15 protein-coding genes and 1 riboswitch are annotated in these 16,335 nt (G+C 44.4%); of the genes, 5 read left to right on the forward strand and 10 right to left on the reverse strand.

Annotated elements, in window-relative coordinates:
- Nucleotides 1–5 precede the first annotated feature (5 nt).
- The 4 genes from AV939_RS03655 to ccoG all read right to left on the reverse strand — a co-directional run bounded on the left by AV939_RS03655 (nt 6) and on the right by ccoG (nt 5,478).
- The gene (locus AV939_RS03655) at nt 6–638 is read right to left on the reverse strand and encodes a thiol:disulfide interchange protein DsbA/DsbL (RefSeq protein WP_057793918.1); all 633 of its coding nucleotides are present in this window, start codon (nt 636–638) and stop codon (nt 6–8) included.
- Nucleotides 639–835: 197 nt separating this feature from the next.
- Entirely contained in the window at nt 836–2,764 is a 1,929-nt protein-coding gene (locus AV939_RS03660; protein ID WP_061997140.1) for a TonB-dependent receptor plug domain-containing protein, read from the reverse strand.
- A gap of 52 nt (nt 2,765–2,816) precedes the next feature.
- Nucleotides 2,817–3,032, reverse strand: a riboswitch (cobalamin riboswitch).
- Between the two features lie 44 nt (nt 3,033–3,076).
- Entirely contained in the window at nt 3,077–4,048 is a 972-nt protein-coding gene (locus AV939_RS03665; RefSeq protein ID WP_061997142.1) for a serine/threonine protein kinase, read from the reverse strand.
- Entirely contained in the window at nt 4,045–5,478 is a 1,434-nt protein-coding gene (gene ccoG, locus AV939_RS03670) for a cytochrome c oxidase accessory protein CcoG (RefSeq protein ID WP_057793913.1), read from the reverse strand. Before ccoG ends, AV939_RS03665 begins: the two co-directional genes overlap by 4 nt.
- 320 nt (nt 5,479–5,798) lie before the next feature.
- Between ccoG and AV939_RS03675 the strand changes: the two genes are divergently transcribed.
- Together AV939_RS03675 and AV939_RS03680 are read left to right on the forward strand one after the other, a co-directional pair.
- A complete protein-coding gene (locus tag AV939_RS03675) occupies nt 5,799–6,164 on the forward strand; it encodes a hypothetical protein (RefSeq protein WP_057793906.1) in 366 nt (121 codons plus the stop codon).
- Between the two features lie 267 nt (nt 6,165–6,431).
- On the forward strand, nt 6,432–6,965 hold the full coding sequence (locus tag AV939_RS03680; protein ID WP_061997144.1) for a DUF3016 domain-containing protein: 534 nt from the start codon (nt 6,432–6,434) through the stop codon (nt 6,963–6,965).
- Nucleotides 6,966–7,053: 88 nt separating this feature from the next.
- On the opposite strand, the gene AV939_RS03685 is transcribed toward AV939_RS03680, so the two are convergent.
- Nucleotides 7,054–8,814, reverse strand: a complete 1,761-nt coding sequence (locus AV939_RS03685; protein ID WP_061997147.1) for an acyl-CoA dehydrogenase family protein — start codon at nt 8,812–8,814, stop codon at nt 7,054–7,056.
- 244 nt (nt 8,815–9,058) lie between these two features.
- On the opposite strand from AV939_RS03685, the gene AV939_RS03690 reads away from it, so the two are divergent.
- Both AV939_RS03690 and AV939_RS03695 read left to right on the forward strand, forming a co-directional pair.
- Nucleotides 9,059–9,808: an SDR family NAD(P)-dependent oxidoreductase gene (locus AV939_RS03690; RefSeq protein WP_057793900.1), complete on the forward strand. Its 750-nt coding sequence runs from the start codon at nt 9,059–9,061 to the stop codon at nt 9,806–9,808.
- A complete protein-coding gene (locus tag AV939_RS03695; RefSeq protein ID WP_057793898.1) occupies nt 9,805–10,674 on the forward strand; it encodes an amidohydrolase family protein in 870 nt (289 codons plus the stop codon). The genes AV939_RS03690 and AV939_RS03695 overlap by 4 nt, the downstream gene beginning before the upstream one ends.
- A 96-nt stretch (nt 10,675–10,770) precedes the next feature.
- Here AV939_RS03695 and AV939_RS03700 read toward each other — a convergent pair whose 3' ends face one another.
- From AV939_RS03700 to AV939_RS03720, 5 genes are all read right to left on the reverse strand, one after another.
- Nucleotides 10,771–11,124 carry a hypothetical protein gene (locus AV939_RS03700; RefSeq protein WP_057793896.1) on the reverse strand — a complete coding sequence of 118 codons (354 nt, stop codon included), beginning with the start codon at nt 11,122–11,124 and terminating at the stop codon, nt 10,771–10,773.
- The gene (locus AV939_RS03705) at nt 11,121–12,407 is read right to left on the reverse strand and encodes a hypothetical protein (protein ID WP_061997149.1); all 1,287 of its coding nucleotides are present in this window, start codon (nt 12,405–12,407) and stop codon (nt 11,121–11,123) included. Before AV939_RS03705 ends, AV939_RS03700 begins: the two co-directional genes overlap by 4 nt.
- 63 nt (nt 12,408–12,470) lie before the next feature.
- Nucleotides 12,471–13,655, reverse strand: coding sequence for a mandelate racemase/muconate lactonizing enzyme family protein (locus AV939_RS03710; protein WP_057793892.1), 1,185 nt, complete (start codon nt 13,653–13,655; stop codon nt 12,471–12,473).
- Between the two features lie 66 nt (nt 13,656–13,721).
- Nucleotides 13,722–14,489, reverse strand: a complete 768-nt coding sequence (locus tag AV939_RS03715) for a class II aldolase/adducin family protein (protein ID WP_057793890.1) — start codon at nt 14,487–14,489, stop codon at nt 13,722–13,724.
- A gap of 116 nt (nt 14,490–14,605) precedes the next feature.
- Nucleotides 14,606–15,127, reverse strand: a complete 522-nt coding sequence (locus tag AV939_RS03720; RefSeq protein WP_061997151.1) for an NUDIX hydrolase — start codon at nt 15,125–15,127, stop codon at nt 14,606–14,608.
- A gap of 145 nt (nt 15,128–15,272) precedes the next feature.
- Between AV939_RS03720 and AV939_RS03725 the strand changes: the two genes are divergently transcribed.
- A complete protein-coding gene (locus tag AV939_RS03725; RefSeq protein WP_057793886.1) occupies nt 15,273–16,334 on the forward strand; it encodes an efflux RND transporter periplasmic adaptor subunit in 1,062 nt (353 codons plus the stop codon).
- Nucleotide 16,335: the final 1 nt, after the last annotated feature.

Consider the following 16,335-nt stretch of genomic DNA (forward strand, 5'->3'; position numbering starts at 1 on the left):
GGAAATTACTTTTGCTCAGATAACCAAACAATCAAATCAGCAATATCGTCAAAGGTCATTTCAGCAGTAAACTTAGGCTGATATTTACCGTTAATAACGAAGCTTGGTACGCCTGAAAGGTAGTCTCGGTTCTTGTCGATAAGCTGCTGGTTCTTACGAATCATGTTGTTTACACCAAAGCTGGTGGCTAACTTATCAAACTCAGCGCCATCAACACCGTTTACCACAAAAATGTTACGCAAATCTTTAAGGTTGGTAATGGTTGCGCGTTGCTTATGAATGTAGTTGAAGATAGCTGTATTCATTGCATCTTCTTGTTTCATTGCACGGGCAATTAACATGGCATGCGTCGCGGCATCTTGAACGTCAGGGCCGGTAAAGCGCATAAAGTTAACATGCACTTTCTCAAATTTAGTGTTCTCGCCTTTCTTCTCTTTAATTTGTTTTACGATTGGCTCAAATTGGAAGCAATGTGGGCACCAGAAAGAGAAGTATTCTGTGATTACTGGCTTTTTAGTCGCTTCTTCATCTAATACCGTGTAGTGGGTACCTTCTTTCCATTTAGCTGTACCTTCTTGGGCACATGCGGTCAATGGCAAAAGCATTGCCATTACAAACAATACTGCAAACTTCTTCATGTAATTGAATCCTTTGATTTCAAATCTATCTATCAATGCTGAGGTTACCACAGGCTTTTATTGGGCACTAGTTTACGCGACAAGCGAGCGGAAAAATGCAACGAATGGATGATATCTGAGGGGAAAGTTTCGCTTCTTCGTAAAGAAGAAGCGAATAAAGTGTCACTATTTGAGTCTAAAAAGTGACGGAATAGGTGTTACTGGTGGCTGTAGCTCACCGATAGCAATGCACGTCGTTCTTGTCCTGCATAGCCCACGATATCCTCGTAGTCAGTATCAAAAAGGTTATTCACTTTTAATGATAGTGCCCACTTTTCAGAAACTTGGTAGCCAAGGTTAACTGACGCTAGGGTATAAGCTGACAGCCCCAAGGTTTCTGAATTAGCAGGGTAGGGGGGGAAGTAAGTATCGTAATGGGTTCCAGTGTAGGCCAGTTTTGCATACAGGCTAAATTTCTCGGTACCTAAATCAGACAATACCGTTAATGCGCCTTGATGACGTGCACGGCGAAGCTCGGTGCTGGCAATTGCAAAACTGGTTTGGTCAGCGTCTAAATAACTATAAGACGCCGACACCTTCGCTAAATCGCTAAGCCAAGTTACTTCAACGTCTGCGCCATCACGGCTACTTTCACCATCTACATTGGCAGCGGTGTACACGCCTTGGGTGGCGTCATAAGCGAAGCCATTAATTTCGTCTTCAAGTTGGGCGCTATAAGCACTCATTTGTGCGGTAACCGAATCCCAATTCGCTTTTACGCCAACTTCCCATTCTTCACTCTCTTCAGGGATTAAGTCGGGGTTGCCAATAAAGCTGTCGGGGAAAAAGCCAAATCGTTCAGTGAAGGTTGGGGTTTTAATCGCCTTGCCGTAGCTTGAAAATAGCGCATAGGTTTTTGATACTTGCCATGTTAGGCCTGCGCGATAACTAACGGCGTCATCAAATTCACTGTTGTTGTCGAACCGTGCGCTCAATGTTGCGAAGACATTATCTACGATATCTCCAGTGGCCTCACCAAATAAGCTGGTCGTATTGTCGTGCTGCTTTTGATTCGGATCGCCAAATACAATAGGGCCACGTTGTTCAAACAAACGTTGTAAGTATTCAGCACCACCCGCTACTTGCCAGTTATCAAAGTTGTAAAAACTTGTCCAATTTAGGGCTAAGCGCTCACCCGTGGTGCCACCTGCATCGGCACCTGATGTGGTATTGTCATTGTCGTCTTTTCGGTAATCGAAAGACACGGTAGACGCATAGGCCGATGCATCTGGCGCGTAGCGCCAAGCTAGTTTAGTACTAAGTTGGCTACCATCAGTCACATTGTCGGCATCAGCTGGCAGGCCAGTCGTTACATAATCAGTACCATCGTAATCATTTTCGTATTGGGTGCTGCGAAATTTAGCACTTAATGTGTGTGCATCAGCCAATGCGTAATCAACGTTGATGCCTGCGGTCATGTTGTCATAACCGTCATCTTCATTACCCACCCGCGAAATGTTATCGCCATCTGTTTTTAGGTAACTGGCATAGGTGCGCACAGCCACATCGCCATTTTGGGTGGCGGCATTAATGCTGCCTTGGTAAGTACCTTGTGTGCCGATTCCAGCAGTTAAATTAACGCTAGGTTTTGCACTGGCTCCTTCACCGGCTTTGGTGGTGATACTCAATACGCCACCAATTGCACCACTGCCCCATAAGGCACTTTGCGGGCCACGTAGTAGCTCTATACGTGCCACGTTCGCCGAGGTTAAGTGGGCCAAGTCTATCAAGCTTCCTTGGCCAATATCGTTAGACACTACGCCATCAATAAGCACGAGTAAGTGGTTACTTTCGCTGCCTCGAACACGAACTTCGGTAAGGCCGCCTGGGCTACCTGATTGGGAAAGGCTTACGCCAGGTAGGCCGCGAATTAAATCGGTAAGTTGTACTGCGCCTGAGGCTTGAATATCTTGCTCGGTTAATACGCTTAACGATGCAGGCAGCTTAGCTATTTGTACAGGTAAACGGGTGCCAGTAACGGTGAGTGTTTCTATTGTTTCAGGAGTTTGCGCTAAAACAGGTGCAGAAAGCAGTGTAGCCACGGCAGCGTAAACTGCAGTGCAGGTAAAATGTGTTTGAAATTTCATTGTATTTCTCGCTATGTACTCCGCCCGAGTACAAGGGTGAATGTAAGCAGAATAACTGCCGTGAAGCTAGGCCGGTATCCGGGCTCACTCACCAATACTGTGTATGGTTTCTCTGCCTTCCCATGTCGCGCCATTAATAGCGATGACACAGTGGCGTAATAAGGAGAATGTGTGTGTTCACACTGAGTTTACCGTTGCGGGGGCAGCATCAGATTTCACTGATTTCCCGTTTAACCCATAGATGGGCACCTAAGCGCGAAGGAGTATAGCTTAAGTGCCTAATAAATAGCGAGTGTGTTCAGGTTTTGCCAGCTAATACCCGAGTTTTAGAGGCGGTTCCTGCATGGCAGAAAGTTGTTCCTTTAACGCAAGAATTTGACCTTCCCAGTATTTATCGTCGGCAAACCATGGGAAGGCGCGAGGGAAGGCTGGATCTTCCCAGCGGCGAGACAGCCATGCCATATAGTGTACCATTCGCATGGCGCGTAGGGGTTCTATTAGCGCAAGCTGATTAGTATTAAATGGCTGGAATTCTTCATAGGCTTCAATTAGCGTATCAAGTTGTAATAGTTGTTGCTGTCTGTCGCCACTTAACATCATCCATAAATCTTGGATAGCAGGGCCCATCCGACAATCGTCTAAATCAACAAAAGTAGGGCCATCACGCCATAGAATATTTCCTGGATGGCAATCGCCGTGCAATCGAATAACGTCGGTGGTTTTATAAGCCGAAGAGGCCGCGGTTATCACGGGGTTCAAAATAGCAAAAAATGCTGTTTTTAGATGATCGGGAAGCAAGGTGCTATTTTCTAAAACTTGTCTAGGTTCATCTAAATAGCTTTGCGTATCGATATCGGGGCGTTGTTTAAAGGTTTTCGCTTGAGATACGCGGTGAATACGGCCAATAAAGCGGCCCATCCATTCAAGCTGGTCTAAATTATCGTTCTCAAACTGGCGCCCACCTACCGAGGGGAAAACCGTAAAGCGATAATCGCCATGGTGGTGAAGGGTTTTTCCGTTTAGCGCTAAGGGCGCAACAACCGGAATTTCGCTATTGGCAAGTTCTTGGGCAAAGCTATGTTCTTCCAAGATTTGCGCGTCTGTCCAACGGGCAGGGCGATAAAACTTAACCACGTAACGTTTGTTATCATCGGCTTGAAATTGGTAAACCCGGTTCTCATAACTATTGAGAGCAAGTAAGCCGCTTTGAAGAAAAATGCCCTGAGTTTCCAGGGCATCTAATATAGTGTCTGGATCTAATCCAGAAAACGAAAAGTCTTTCATCGATAAAGGAATTTGGTTGGCTCATTAACCGTAACGTTTTCACCTGAATCGGTGGTAGTGGTAACGGTGAATTGAATGTCTGTTACCACATCTTCCAGATTATACGGGTCGGTTGCAACCGAAATCGGTGTGCTATAAACCTCACCACCTTGCACAGTCACTTCTTTGTTGCCAATAAAGGTGTATTCAGGCAGCCCTTGTACCGAAATGGTATAGGTATGAGTTTGCTGAGATTTGTTCAATACTTTAACGGTATAAACGTTCTCAATTAACCCTTCATTTGTTTCACGATATAATGAGTTACGGTCGCGAATAATATCAATTTCAAGGGGAACCCGGGTCACAATATCAGCAACCAATAACCCTGTCATGACAATAAGCACGATGAGGTAGCCAATCAGCTTAGGTCGCACGATGTGTGTTTTACCCCCCGCCAGCTCTTCTTCCGACGTGAAGCTTATAAGCCCTTTGGGATAACCCATTTTATCCATTACACCGTTACAGGCATCTACACACGCACCGCAGTTAATGCACTCATATTGCAAACCGTTTCGAATATCGATGCCGGTGGGGCAAACCTGCACACAGAGGTTACAGTCAATACAGTCGCCTAAGCCTTTTTCGTGTACCTGTTCATGGCTAAGTTTACGAGGGCGAGGGCCTCGCTGTTCGCCTCGTTTAGCATCGTAAGAGACAGTAAAGGTGTCTTTGTCGAACATGGCCGATTGGAAACGGGCATAAGGACAAATATGAGTACACATAATTTCTCGCATGTAACCCGCATTGGCATATGTACACACTGCAAAAAAGACCACAGAAAACGCCGCCCAGAAACCTGTATTAAAGGTGAAAAAGTCAATAAAGAGCGCGCCGATTGGGGTGAAATACCCCACAAAGGTGAGTGCGGTAAGTAGGGCAACCGCCACCCAAGCCGTATGTTTGAGGGTTTTGCGAATAAACTTATCCGCATCCATGTTTCGTGCGTCTAGCTTAATACGTTTATTTCTAGGGCCTTCTATCTTCTCTTCAAACCAAGTGTAGATATATACCCAAGTAGTTTGAGGGCACATGAAGCCGCACCACACCCTACCTGCAAAGGTCGTCACGAAAAACAGCGCGAATGCGCCCACGATGAAGATATAGGCAAGCAAGGTTAAATCTTGCGGCCATAACGTTAACCCAAAGATAGAAAAGCGCTGCTCTACAATATCGAGTAGCACTGCCTGCTGGCCATTAAATCTTATCCAAGGAATAGCGGCGAAGATGGCGAGAAAAAACAAACCGAAAAAACGTCTGAATGTTTCAAGAGGGCCTTTAACCGCACGAACATAAATACGACTACGCGAGTCGTATCGCTTCCCTTCAGTGGTTGATGCGGGTTTGTGCACCTTAACTGGAGTAACGTTTTTAACTGGAATTTGTTCGTTCATTTTTTCAAAACCTTAGCCAACTTCTTGTATTGCGCGGCGCATTATAACAGCTGAAAATTCAGCGTGTTTAACATAGATCAATGATAGGGCTAATGATCATCTTTATTTATCTTTCAGTCAATACTGAAAGTTCAGAAATTATATTTTATCAATCTATCTTTACTTAATGCTAGTTGACTACTATGGCGATAATAGTTTTAATACCGAATGAAAATTATACAAGTAATTATCCTTTTGATTTTTTTGACGAAAATTTTTGTTGAAAATAACTAACGATAGCTGCGTTGTTTGAATTAAGTATAGTAGTGGAATAATTTTAAATGCTTCGTTTCTTTGTAATCTGTGCTGAAATTGTATTATTGGTGATAGTGCTACGATCGCCTTTTGTTCAGTACTTTTTTTCAGATATACAAAGTACCGTTTCAGGTTGGTTTACTTCTATTTCTGAGTTACCTGAACAAAGAGAGCTGGATGCGTTGAGAGATCAGGCGGCGGCGCAGCTTGCGCCCTTAAAAGAATTCGAAGCAAACTACCTTCGAAGAATTCTGGCAAGTCGTTCAACGGTCATGCGCTTTCATATCGCTTATTGCGAAACCACCGATATAAACCCTAATTTTAGCCGCGGCAAGCGCCAGCAGTTGTGCGCAATGATAGAGCAATCTACGCTACTGGAGCCCGATAAATAATTGGCGCTAAAGCTGCTGTTTCTTATCTTAGTTTTTCTTTTGTTTCTTCCGTTATGCCTACTAATCTTTCCATACTGTTACCCTGTATATAGATAAAGTCGTTCACTTTACGTTCAGCTACCTGTGCTATTATTGAGCATATAGTTGTGATAAAAGTAGTAACATTGCTATAAGTTGAAGCCATGCTTCACTAAGCGCCGTTACCCGCTTACTCAGTTTTTTGTCGCTGACTAATACCGGGTTTTTAGAAATGAGGTAGGGGGTTACATGAAAATAGCTAAGTTAACGAGTTTATCTGCGCTCTTGCTCGCCAGCGTGGGTTTATCTGGTGTATTGCAAGCAGCACAGGTAGAAGTAACCTGGGAAGAACCAAAGTCTTACCGAGATGTTAAGCCATCGAATGAATCTCGAACTCGCTTTAGAGAACGCACTTTTAAAGAGCTCGATGAGTTTTTTACTGAACTCGCAGAAAAACTTCCCGAAGATCAGAAGCTATCAATTACCGTCACTGATTTAGATTTAGCCGGTCAGGTTTGGCCTGCATCTTTTGTTGGTATGGGGCAGTCTGCTACCGATGTCAGGATCATTAAAGAAATAGACATTCCTAGAATGTCATTCTCATATGTACTTACAGGCGGTGACAGCACAGTGCTTAAAAGCGAAGAGGTTAAGATTAAAGATATGATGTTCATGAATACCGTTAATCGTAGGTTACCCAGCGATAATCTGGTTTACGAAAAGAACATGATTGAAGATTGGTTTAACGATACGTTTGCAGAAAGTCTGGTTGCTAATAAGTAGTTACGTTTAGCTACCAGCTGTTATGTATTGTATCAATATGAATAAGAAAACCGCCTATACAGGCGGTTTTTTAGTTTAACTTGCTTGATTAAATGTAATCAAACTCACTGCCGGATACGGCCAGCGTGCTTTCGTAGCCTGCTGAGTATGCTTGCTTGTGCGCATTGCGACGAGGCAATATACGTTGCATGTAGAAATCACGGGTCTTCTGCTTAGAAGAAGCTAGCACAGCGTTGTCGGTACTCGCCGCTTTATCTGCCATGCTGTACCACAGCACACCAATTAGCGAGTAGGCAGAATAGGCTAAATAATCTGCTGCTGCCGCAGCTGCTGTAGTGCCATCCATACCTAGACAGTCAGCTGATGATGCGCGCCAATCGTCAAGTAAGCCCTGCGCTAGCCCTTTACTTTCAGCATCGCTAATATCAGCAACTAGCTCAGCAAAAGCTTGGTAAGTGGCTTCCATCATTTGCCCGCCATCACGGGTTAACTTACGACCAATTAAATCTAATGCCTGAATACCGTTGGTGCCTTCATACAACATGGCGATACGAACATCACGCATCAATTGCTCCATGCCCCACTCACGGATAAATCCATGACCACCAAAAACTTGCACCCCAATGCTGGTAGTTTCAAGGCCCATATCTGTCATGTAGGCTTTGCAGATTGGCGTAAGAAACTGCAGCACTTTATCTGCATTTTCTTTTTCTTCGTCAGTGCCTAATTTTTCGATATCCATGAACTTTGCGTATAGCAAAGACAGTGCGCGGCTACCTTCAATTTGTGATTTTTGCGTAAGTAGCATGCGGGCTACATCAGGCTGAAATACAATAGGATCGGCTTTGCCATCAGGATTCTGAATACCTTGAGGCGCACGAGATTGAACGCGCTCACGGGCATACGTTAACGCACCTTGGTAAGAGGCTTCGGCAGCGCCTAAGCCTTGTAAACCCACTTGGAAGCGCGCGTCGTTCATCATGGTGAACATGCAGGCTAAGCCTTGGTTTTCTTCACCCACTAACCAGCCTGTCGCGTCATCAAAGTTCATCACACAGGTTGGGCTCGCTTTAATACCCATCTTGTGTTCAATGCTGCCCACAGATAAAGAGTTTGCAGTGCTTGGCTCGTTACTTTCATCAAGCATTAATTTAGGCACTAAAAACAAGCTAATGCCTTTTACACCTTTTGGCGCATCTGGCAAGCGAGCGAGTACCAAGTGAATAACATTGCTGCTCCAATCTTGATCGCCAGCAGTAATAAAGATTTTATTACCTGTTACTTTATAGCTTCCGTCACCTTGCGGTTCAGCCTTAGTGCTGAGCAAGCTAAGGTCGGTACCTGCATGAGGTTCGGTTAAGTTCATCGTACCTGTCCACTCACCGCTGATGAGTTTAGCGAGATACTTGTCTTTCAATTCCTTGCTAGCATGTTTAGTGACTGCCAAAGTGGCACTTTCTGTCAGCATTGTTGTTAAACGCCAACTTAGGTTTGCGGCATTTAGCATTTCATGTACAGGCACTGCCATGGTGTAAGGAAGTTCCTGTCCATCATATTCTGCCGTACCTAACATGGCGTTCCAGCCATTTGCTACGTACTCTTGATAAGCGTCGGCAAAGCCTTTCGGTGTGGTGACTTTTCCGTTTTCTAGCTTACAGCCTTCTTCATCACCTTCACGGTTTAATGGTGCTACAACATCAATGGCGAATTTAGCGCCTTGCGCAATAATTTCGTTGGCCAGTTCGCTGTCAAAATCGCTGATACCCAATTTTTCATAGTGGGCATCTAGGCCTAACCAGTCCTTAAGTAAGAACTGAAAATCGGTAGTAGGGGCGTGGTACAGAGGCATAGAAGACTCCCTTTTCAAACAAGTGTTTTAATTTTGCCACATTATAGACACAAAAAGCATAGACAGAGTAGTCCGTTAAGGGAAAGTTAATGAAAAATAATATCACTGAATTTGCACAACAACTGTTCAATGCCTTTAAATTTAAATCACAGGCCATCATAATCTTTGGCAACGCTTGCTTTTCAATAGCTCGCTGTCATCCTATAACTATAGTTAATTCCATGTATTAAGAAGTAGAGTACTCATGAACCACGGGCAATCAGTTTGTGTCGTTACTGGCGGAAGTTTAGGTATAGGCTTAGCGGTTTGTAATACCTTTAGTGAAAATGACTACCGAGTAATAAACCTAGATGTAAGAGATTTTGACGACACACCAACTAACGCTGAGTGGGTGGCTTGTGATGTCAGTAACGTGGAACAAGTGCGACATACTATCGATAATATTGCCGTAAAATATGGTCGTATAGATGCGTTAGTGTGTAATGCAGGCATGCACGTGTCGGCAACCATTGAAGATACCGATGAAGCATTACTCGATAAGATAATGAGCCTAAATATTAAAGGCGCATATGGCGCAATTAAAGCGTCACTACCTACCATGAAAGCACAAAAAAGTGGGGCTATTGTGGTGATGGGTTCCGATCAGTGTTTTGTCGGTAAACAGAACTCTTTTGCCTATGGTTTAACAAAGTCAGCCTTAGCGTCTATGGCTAAAACCACGGCACTGGATTATGCCCCCTTTAATATTAGAGCTAACGCGGTATGCCCCGGTACGATTGAAACCCCCTTGTTTCACCACGCTATAGATAAATATGTGGCAGCATCAGGGGCCGATAAAATCGCAGTTGTGGCCCAAGAGGCCGCTGAGCAACCTATTGGGCGTATTGGCCAACCCGAAGATGTATCTGAACTGGTGTATTTTCTTTGCAGTGATAAAGCGACCTTTATTACCGGAAGCTTACACGCTGTTGACGGCGGTTATACCGCCAAGTGAATATTGTTGATGGTCATCTACATTTTTTTGCCCTTGAGGCGGGGGATTACCACTGGCTTAAGCCGCAAAATCCGCCGTATTGGCAAGATAAGCAAGCCATTGCGTTGTCGTGTGATGAAAGAAGCTTAACACTTTCTAGCGGTCACACGCTTGCGGGATACGTGCATGTTGAAGCAGGGTTCGACAATGAACGTCCTTGGCGTGAAATCCGGTATCTAGAACAACGAGCCCAACTACCTTTTAAAAGCGTTGCTAGTATCGATTTATGTAGTGAACGGGCCCTGTCTGATATTCAAACATTGGCTGGGTTTTCTTCAGTAGCGGGGCTTCGCCATATATTAGATGAACAAGCCAGCTTTATATTAACCCACCCTAAAACAAAGCACGCGCTTAAGCTTAGTAGTGAATATGGATTGTCTTTCGATGCCCAACTGGATGTGGGCGACGGCAAAGCGGTAAGTGCCTTATTAAGGTTATTAGAGGCATTACCCGCACTTTCAGTCATTATTAATCACGCAGGTTCATCGCTGTTAGGCTCTGCTGTTACCGCTACCTACATTAAGCAGTGGCGAATTAATATGAAAGTACTCGCACAGTGCCCTCGGGTGGCAGTAAAACTCTCAGGGTGGGAAATGCAGTGCAGAGACTGGCATTGGCGCAGTGCGCAAAATGTGGTCGTGGAAACGGTAGCTATATTTGGCGTGTCGCGAGTAATGTTAGCAAGTAATTTCCCACTTTCTAACTGGCGCCACAGTTATCAAGCGCTTTGGCTGCAATATGAAAAAATGCTGGCGCAGTTTACCTTTGACGAGAAATGCGGCCTGTTGGCAAACAATACCGCCCGTTGGTATGGCCTAGATATATAAACGACTAATGTCAGCCATTATTTTAAGCGATAGTGCTACGCCGCTAGCTTGCACCCAAGAGCGGGCACCCAAAGGCTTGCACCTTTACACCGCTTTTTAGTCTATAAGTTGATGGTGGGCCGCCACTGTCTGGCTTTCAATATGAATAAAGCTAAAGTCTGCGTTTTGCTGCTTTTTCAATATAGTGAGGAAGGCTCGAAGCTCATCCACAAAGCGCTCTGCTTTATCTGGCATTACCGCGCACCACACACATAGTGACTTCTCGGTAATTAAATTAGCGTCGTAACGAGGTTTGAATTCGCAAGCATCTTCACGCCAAGTCCCTTCACAATCAATGTGCGTGCATCCACCATAATAGGTCGATAAATATTCGTTTAACGCTTCTTTCACTGGTTCGTAAGCGTGTGTGCCTGGTGTCAATATAATGGTAAATTTTGTGCGCTTATTCATTTGTTCTTCGCAAATAGTAAGGCCATTAACAGCACCGCTATTAAGGCTAGGTTAACCGTATTTTCAGATGACATTAGCGAGAATATATCGTAGATACCCCACGTTGAATCATGCTTCACAGATTGTGATGCGGCAACAAAGTTGTTGGTAATATCCACCAAAGAAATACCCCCAATTAGCATGAGTATCACTTCAATCGATTTATTTATAGCACGATTAAGTTGGTTCTCGTAACTTGATATGGCGTTATTAATATAGGCCGCCCTATCAAGTAAACTCTCTTCTACGGCATTAATTTCCCATGCATCTATGAGTGCGTTCGCGAGTGGCTTTCGACTTCCTTGAAGTCCTCGAAGCGAATCACAAAACTCCAATCGAATATACTCTAGGGTTCTAATTGAAACCATGCGCTGGATCAACTTTTCAAGGGCTTTTCTGCGCCGCCCCGACGACAGAGCTTTAAGCGATTGCAGCTGATGGTAGGCGTTGCTCATCGATTGTTGATAGGCATACAACATCGCATTGTAATGCTGAAGCAAAAACAGAACCCTCCGGTTATCCAACGACAGTGAAATATCATTGTTTAAAAATAGGCAATTTCCCGAACGAAAGAAAGCCTCATCGTTCTCGTAGTTGCTAGGCGGACATTCATGAATAATTGAGAACGCCTGTTTGGCTTCTGCGGCAGATTCTGGAACGCGAGTAATATAACAACGTCCGGTCCACAATACCGCGTCACTGTCGGTGAGTTCAGAGGTCAATAACTTACAACGCTTGCTCAGTGTATCGAAAGTGGTGTTTAGCAAGTTAACCATTACACCTCCTGCCGCTTGTAAAATTAAAGACAGACGTTGTTCAATATCTCTGTTTTCAATCTTTTGCCAACATAGAGTGAGTTGTTCCTGAGATGAGGGTGCCAATGTCGCTTGTAAGGTAGCAATGCCTGTTTGATATAAGCGTAAATTTAAACCTTGAAGCTTAAGGCCTATTTCTTCTAGGGTTGAAAATGCATGTTGAAAAGCTGGACTTTCATGATCGACTTCAAGTTTTACCAATGGGGTAAACATGGGGCTTAATAAGTCAGAATCGGTAGATACATAGCCCATGTCCAGTTTACTTTCTTGATTTAGTACCCAATCTTGGCTGTGCATGACTTCTTCAACTTTGCTGGTTAAAGACGGCGTAAGCGCACTGAATTTACGGGTTAACGCGATAGGCGTATACGTAACAATAGAGACGGGCGGTGAGCACAAAAAAGCCGATGGGGAAGCCGAGGCTGACATACTTCTTCTTATCCTTGAAAACAGGCGGGGCAAAAGAATCATTGCCCCAATCTAAGCGCTTCGTTATTTAAGCTCTGTTACTGTCATATGAGGCGAGCGGTAAACAATCTCGTCATTTAAATCGATACCTAATCCAGGAGTGTCTGGCGCTTCAATAAAGCCATTTACAGGCTGTGGGTCTTGTAAACAAAGCTCACGATTCCAGTCTTTAATGGCGTAAGTGTGATGTTCGTGAATTAAGAAGTTAGGTATTGCGGTTTCTAAGTGCAAACTGGCTGCTGTCGCCACAGGTCCGCCACATACATGGGCTTGAATGCGCACATCGTAAATGTCGGCGTAATCACAAACTTTTTTCGCTTCAGTAAACCCGCCACACAAGCCTACGTCAGGCTGCAGTACATCGATAGATTGGTCTTCTAAATAAGGGCGCACGTCCCAGCGATGATACAAGCGTTCACCACCAGCAATCGGTACGTTTACATTTTTAGCCACTTTATCGTGTAGTTTTGAATTTAAGTAATTCACAGGCTCTTCGTAATACAAGCAGCCAATTTCTTCGACAATGTCGCCAAGCTGTATGGCGGTAGATGCCCCTAACAAGCTGTGACATTCAAAAATAATATCGCCGTCTTCACCCATGGTGTCGCGTATAGCTTGTAAGCGAGCTTTAAATAATTTTAATTCTGGCTTAGAGAAAAGTTTAGTGCGATCGAAATGTGTCACGCCATCTTTATCGTAAACAATAGGGTCAACTTTTACCGCATCGTAGCCGTCTTTTAATGCTTTTTCGGTAGCACGAGCATAGTCTGCTGGGTCGTTAAGCTTGGTGACTTCTTTATCCCAGTCGAACTGCAATTGGCTAGCATAGCTGCGTAGTTTGCCATTGGTTTTTCCGCCCAATAGTTCGTACACCGGCAAGCCTAGGGCTCTGCCTTTAATGTCCCAAAGTGCAGTATCAATGGCACTCATTGCTGCATAAATAACAGGTCCGCCACCTAAGCCCCAAAAACCTTCACGTAGCATACGCGACCATAATAGCTCTGTGTGAAATGGGTTGAAGCCAATTAACATGGCTTCGGCAATTTCTTTTATCATGTGCGCTGCAGCACTATGACCCCAATCATAAGCTAAGCCCGCTTCACCCACACCGACAATGCCTTCATCCGTATACACTCGCACAAAAACAGGGTTCCATGCCGGGCGTTTGGGGCACTCAATATCGAATATTTCTACTTTGGTTACTTTCATTTATTGTTTCTCTATTGTCTGTTTGTAGTCGCTGCTAGCGGCACTGGCAACGACGCTTTAAAGGGGTTATTCACAAAAACCAGGGTCAAGCTTATAGGCTTTTCTTAGCATAGCGGGCCAGGCTTTCTGGCCGCCGGTTTCACCACTGTGAACTACGCTGGCTTGCTGATAAATACCGTCGATAATAGGCTGTGGTATATCAATAATCTCTTCATTCGACTGCATGAGTGCCAGCTGAATTTCACAGGCCCTTTGTAAATCATAAAAGCGCATGAACGCATCGCCAACGGTGGGGCCTACTGTTAGCCCTCCATGATTAGGCAATAGCATATGATTGGTATCGCCTAAATCATCTTGTAGGCTTTTCTTTTCACTGTCGTTCACTGCCAAGCCTTCGTAACTATGGTAAGACAGCGAGGGAAGTGAAAATAAAGAATACTGGCTCCAAGGCTTTAAACCGCCTTTTACCGATGCCACTGAAATGGTGGCGAGAGTGTGCAAATGAATAACACAGAGTGCATCGTGACGAACTTCGTGAATGGCACTATGGATAGTAAATCCGGCTGGGTTTATTTGATAAGGTGAGTCATCAAGAATGTTACCTTCAAGGTCTACTTTGACAAGGTTAGACGCTGTCACTTCGTCAAACCCTAAACCAAAGGCGTTAACTAAGTAATGGTCGGTACCGGGGACTTTAGCCGAAATATGCGTATAGATAAGGTCGCCCCAACGCATATCAGCAACCAGTCGATAGCATGCAGCTAAATCGACGCGGGTTTGCCATTCTATTTCAGATACTTTGCCTTTAAGGCTAAGAGGAGCTAATGAATTCACGGCCTGTCTCCTAAATATCGTAGGCTAAACATGAAGATAATGATGGCATAATGCCTTCTGATAACAGCGGGTAGTCAAATTACCAAAGCAAGAGCATTGGCACAACTACTCACACATTATTCTTGTTGGGACTGGCGGTGCTTAATTTTATTAAAGCTATCGCGAAACGCAATTAGATCATCAGGAAAGCGAAGTTCGATATGAGTGAGTAAAAAGGGATCGGCTTGTACTAATTCAATCACTTCTAGTTTTGCCCATGGCGGCGCATCAAATACATCTGGTAAGTGTTCTACCCCAGCGTTTAATGTACACTCAAATAGCGCTAGACCGTTTTGTGTAACGGCCAATTTTTCACCGACCTCGACATTGAAACCTGTTTCTTCCCATGTTTCACGGTGGGCTGCGCAAACTAATGATTCGCCATCTCTTTTTCCGCCACCGGGAAAATCTAAACGATTTGAAAGACGATGTTTAATCAAAAGTGCTTTGCTTTGCACCTTAATGATGCATGCCGCGGCACCTTGAGTATGCTCATCGTTATTCGTGCTTCGGCAAAAAGGCGCTTCAGGCACCGTCTTTGTACATCCAAAAAGCGTTAAAACTACCAAAATGGATGATAAGCGAAAATTGATACTCATTAGTTTGGGTAAAATACTATTCAGAAAAAATTAATAATAATAAAAACGTAGATAAAGGTTTTGGTTTGAACGCGACCCTGAATCTCGTTAATGCACCAACTTGGTTACTTTATCACGTGGTGTATATTTACCAATAGGAAAGGTTATGTCTTCACGCAAATTACTATCTCCATTACTAATAGGGGCTTTATTGTTAGCGGCGGTGGTTGTCTATTTAAACTTGCCTGCAGAAGAAGAAGTGAAAAAAGGCGGGCCTTTAGCCACAACAGTGAAAACCATATTGGTAGAGCAAGGCGCAATGGCGATAACCATTGAAGCCCTCGGCACTGCCAGAGCAAATGAATCGATAGCGGTCACTGCGCAAGTTACCGAAACCGTACGCTCAGTTAACTTCGAAGATGGCGATAGTGTGAAAGCTGGGCAAGTGCTTATTCAGCTAAACAACAATGAAGAGTTGGCTCGGGTTGCTGAATTGCGCGCCAATATTGATGAAGCAAAGCGCCAATACACCCGTATTTTTAACTTACGTGAGTCTAGCGCGGCATCAGAACAACTGCTTGACGAACAACAAGCCCGGGTAAAAGGACTAGAAGCTCAATTAGACATCGCTGAAGCACAGGTTGATGATTTACAAATTCGCGCGCCATTTTCAGGCGTACTGGGCGCACGACAAGTCAGTATTGGCTCATTAGTGCAGCCCGCTGGTGTTATTACCACCCTTGATGATATTAGCGTAGTAAAAGTTGATTTCAGTATTGCTGAAAACCAATTGGCCAGTGTAGCCAAAGGTCAGAAGGTTTCGGCTACATCAGTGGCTTACCCCGGTGAAACTTTTAGCGGTGAAATCACGCATATTGATACCCGATTAGATCCCATCAGCCGCGCTATTAGCGTACGTGCCATTATCGATAACAAAGACCAACGATTAAGACCGGGTATGTTACTCACTATCGTGGTTGAAAAACGTGTGCTTGATACGCTTATTCTCCCTGAGAAAGCCTTAGTGCCAGTGCAAGATATTCAATATGTGTATGTGGTAGAAGATAACGTTGCCCATCAGCGTGAAGTGGTGATTGGCGAACGCCGTCCCGGTATCGTTCAAATTGTGTCAGGCCTTAAAGCTGGTGATGAAGTGATAACAGAAGGCACGCTTAGAGTACGCGACCAGTCTGCTGTTAACGTTCTTAACCGTAACAACGAGGGTTAAG

The organism is Alteromonas sp. Mac1 (assembly GCF_001562125.1).
Lineage (GTDB): Bacteria > Pseudomonadota > Gammaproteobacteria > Enterobacterales > Alteromonadaceae > Alteromonas > Alteromonas stellipolaris.

Bases quoted from the DNA above. Each gene is read 5' to 3' on its own strand.
- AV939_RS03655 (WP_057793918.1), bottom strand. From the start codon at position 638: ATGAAGAAGTTTGCAGTATTGTTTGTAATGGCAATGCTTTTGCCATTG.
- AV939_RS03660 (WP_061997140.1), bottom strand. From the start codon at position 2,764: ATGAAATTTCAAACACATTTTACCTGCACTGCAGTTTACGCTGCCGTG.
- AV939_RS03665 (WP_061997142.1), bottom strand. From the start codon at position 4,048: ATGAAAGACTTTTCGTTTTCTGGATTAGATCCAGACACTATATTAGAT.
- ccoG (WP_057793913.1), bottom strand. From the start codon at position 5,478: ATGAACGAACAAATTCCAGTTAAAAACGTTACTCCAGTTAAGGTGCAC.
- AV939_RS03675 (WP_057793906.1), top strand. From the start codon at position 5,799: ATGCTTCGTTTCTTTGTAATCTGTGCTGAAATTGTATTATTGGTGATA.
- AV939_RS03680 (WP_061997144.1), top strand. From the start codon at position 6,432: ATGAAAATAGCTAAGTTAACGAGTTTATCTGCGCTCTTGCTCGCCAGC.
- AV939_RS03685 (WP_061997147.1), bottom strand. From the start codon at position 8,814: ATGCCTCTGTACCACGCCCCTACTACCGATTTTCAGTTCTTACTTAAG.
- AV939_RS03690 (WP_057793900.1), top strand. From the start codon at position 9,059: ATGAACCACGGGCAATCAGTTTGTGTCGTTACTGGCGGAAGTTTAGGT.
- AV939_RS03700 (WP_057793896.1), bottom strand. From the start codon at position 11,124: ATGAATAAGCGCACAAAATTTACCATTATATTGACACCAGGCACACAC.
- AV939_RS03705 (WP_061997149.1), bottom strand. From the start codon at position 12,407: ATGTCAGCCTCGGCTTCCCCATCGGCTTTTTTGTGCTCACCGCCCGTC.
- AV939_RS03710 (WP_057793892.1), bottom strand. From the start codon at position 13,655: ATGAAAGTAACCAAAGTAGAAATATTCGATATTGAGTGCCCCAAACGC.
- AV939_RS03720 (WP_061997151.1), bottom strand. From the start codon at position 15,127: ATGAGTATCAATTTTCGCTTATCATCCATTTTGGTAGTTTTAACGCTT.
- AV939_RS03725 (WP_057793886.1), top strand. From the start codon at position 15,273: ATGTCTTCACGCAAATTACTATCTCCATTACTAATAGGGGCTTTATTG.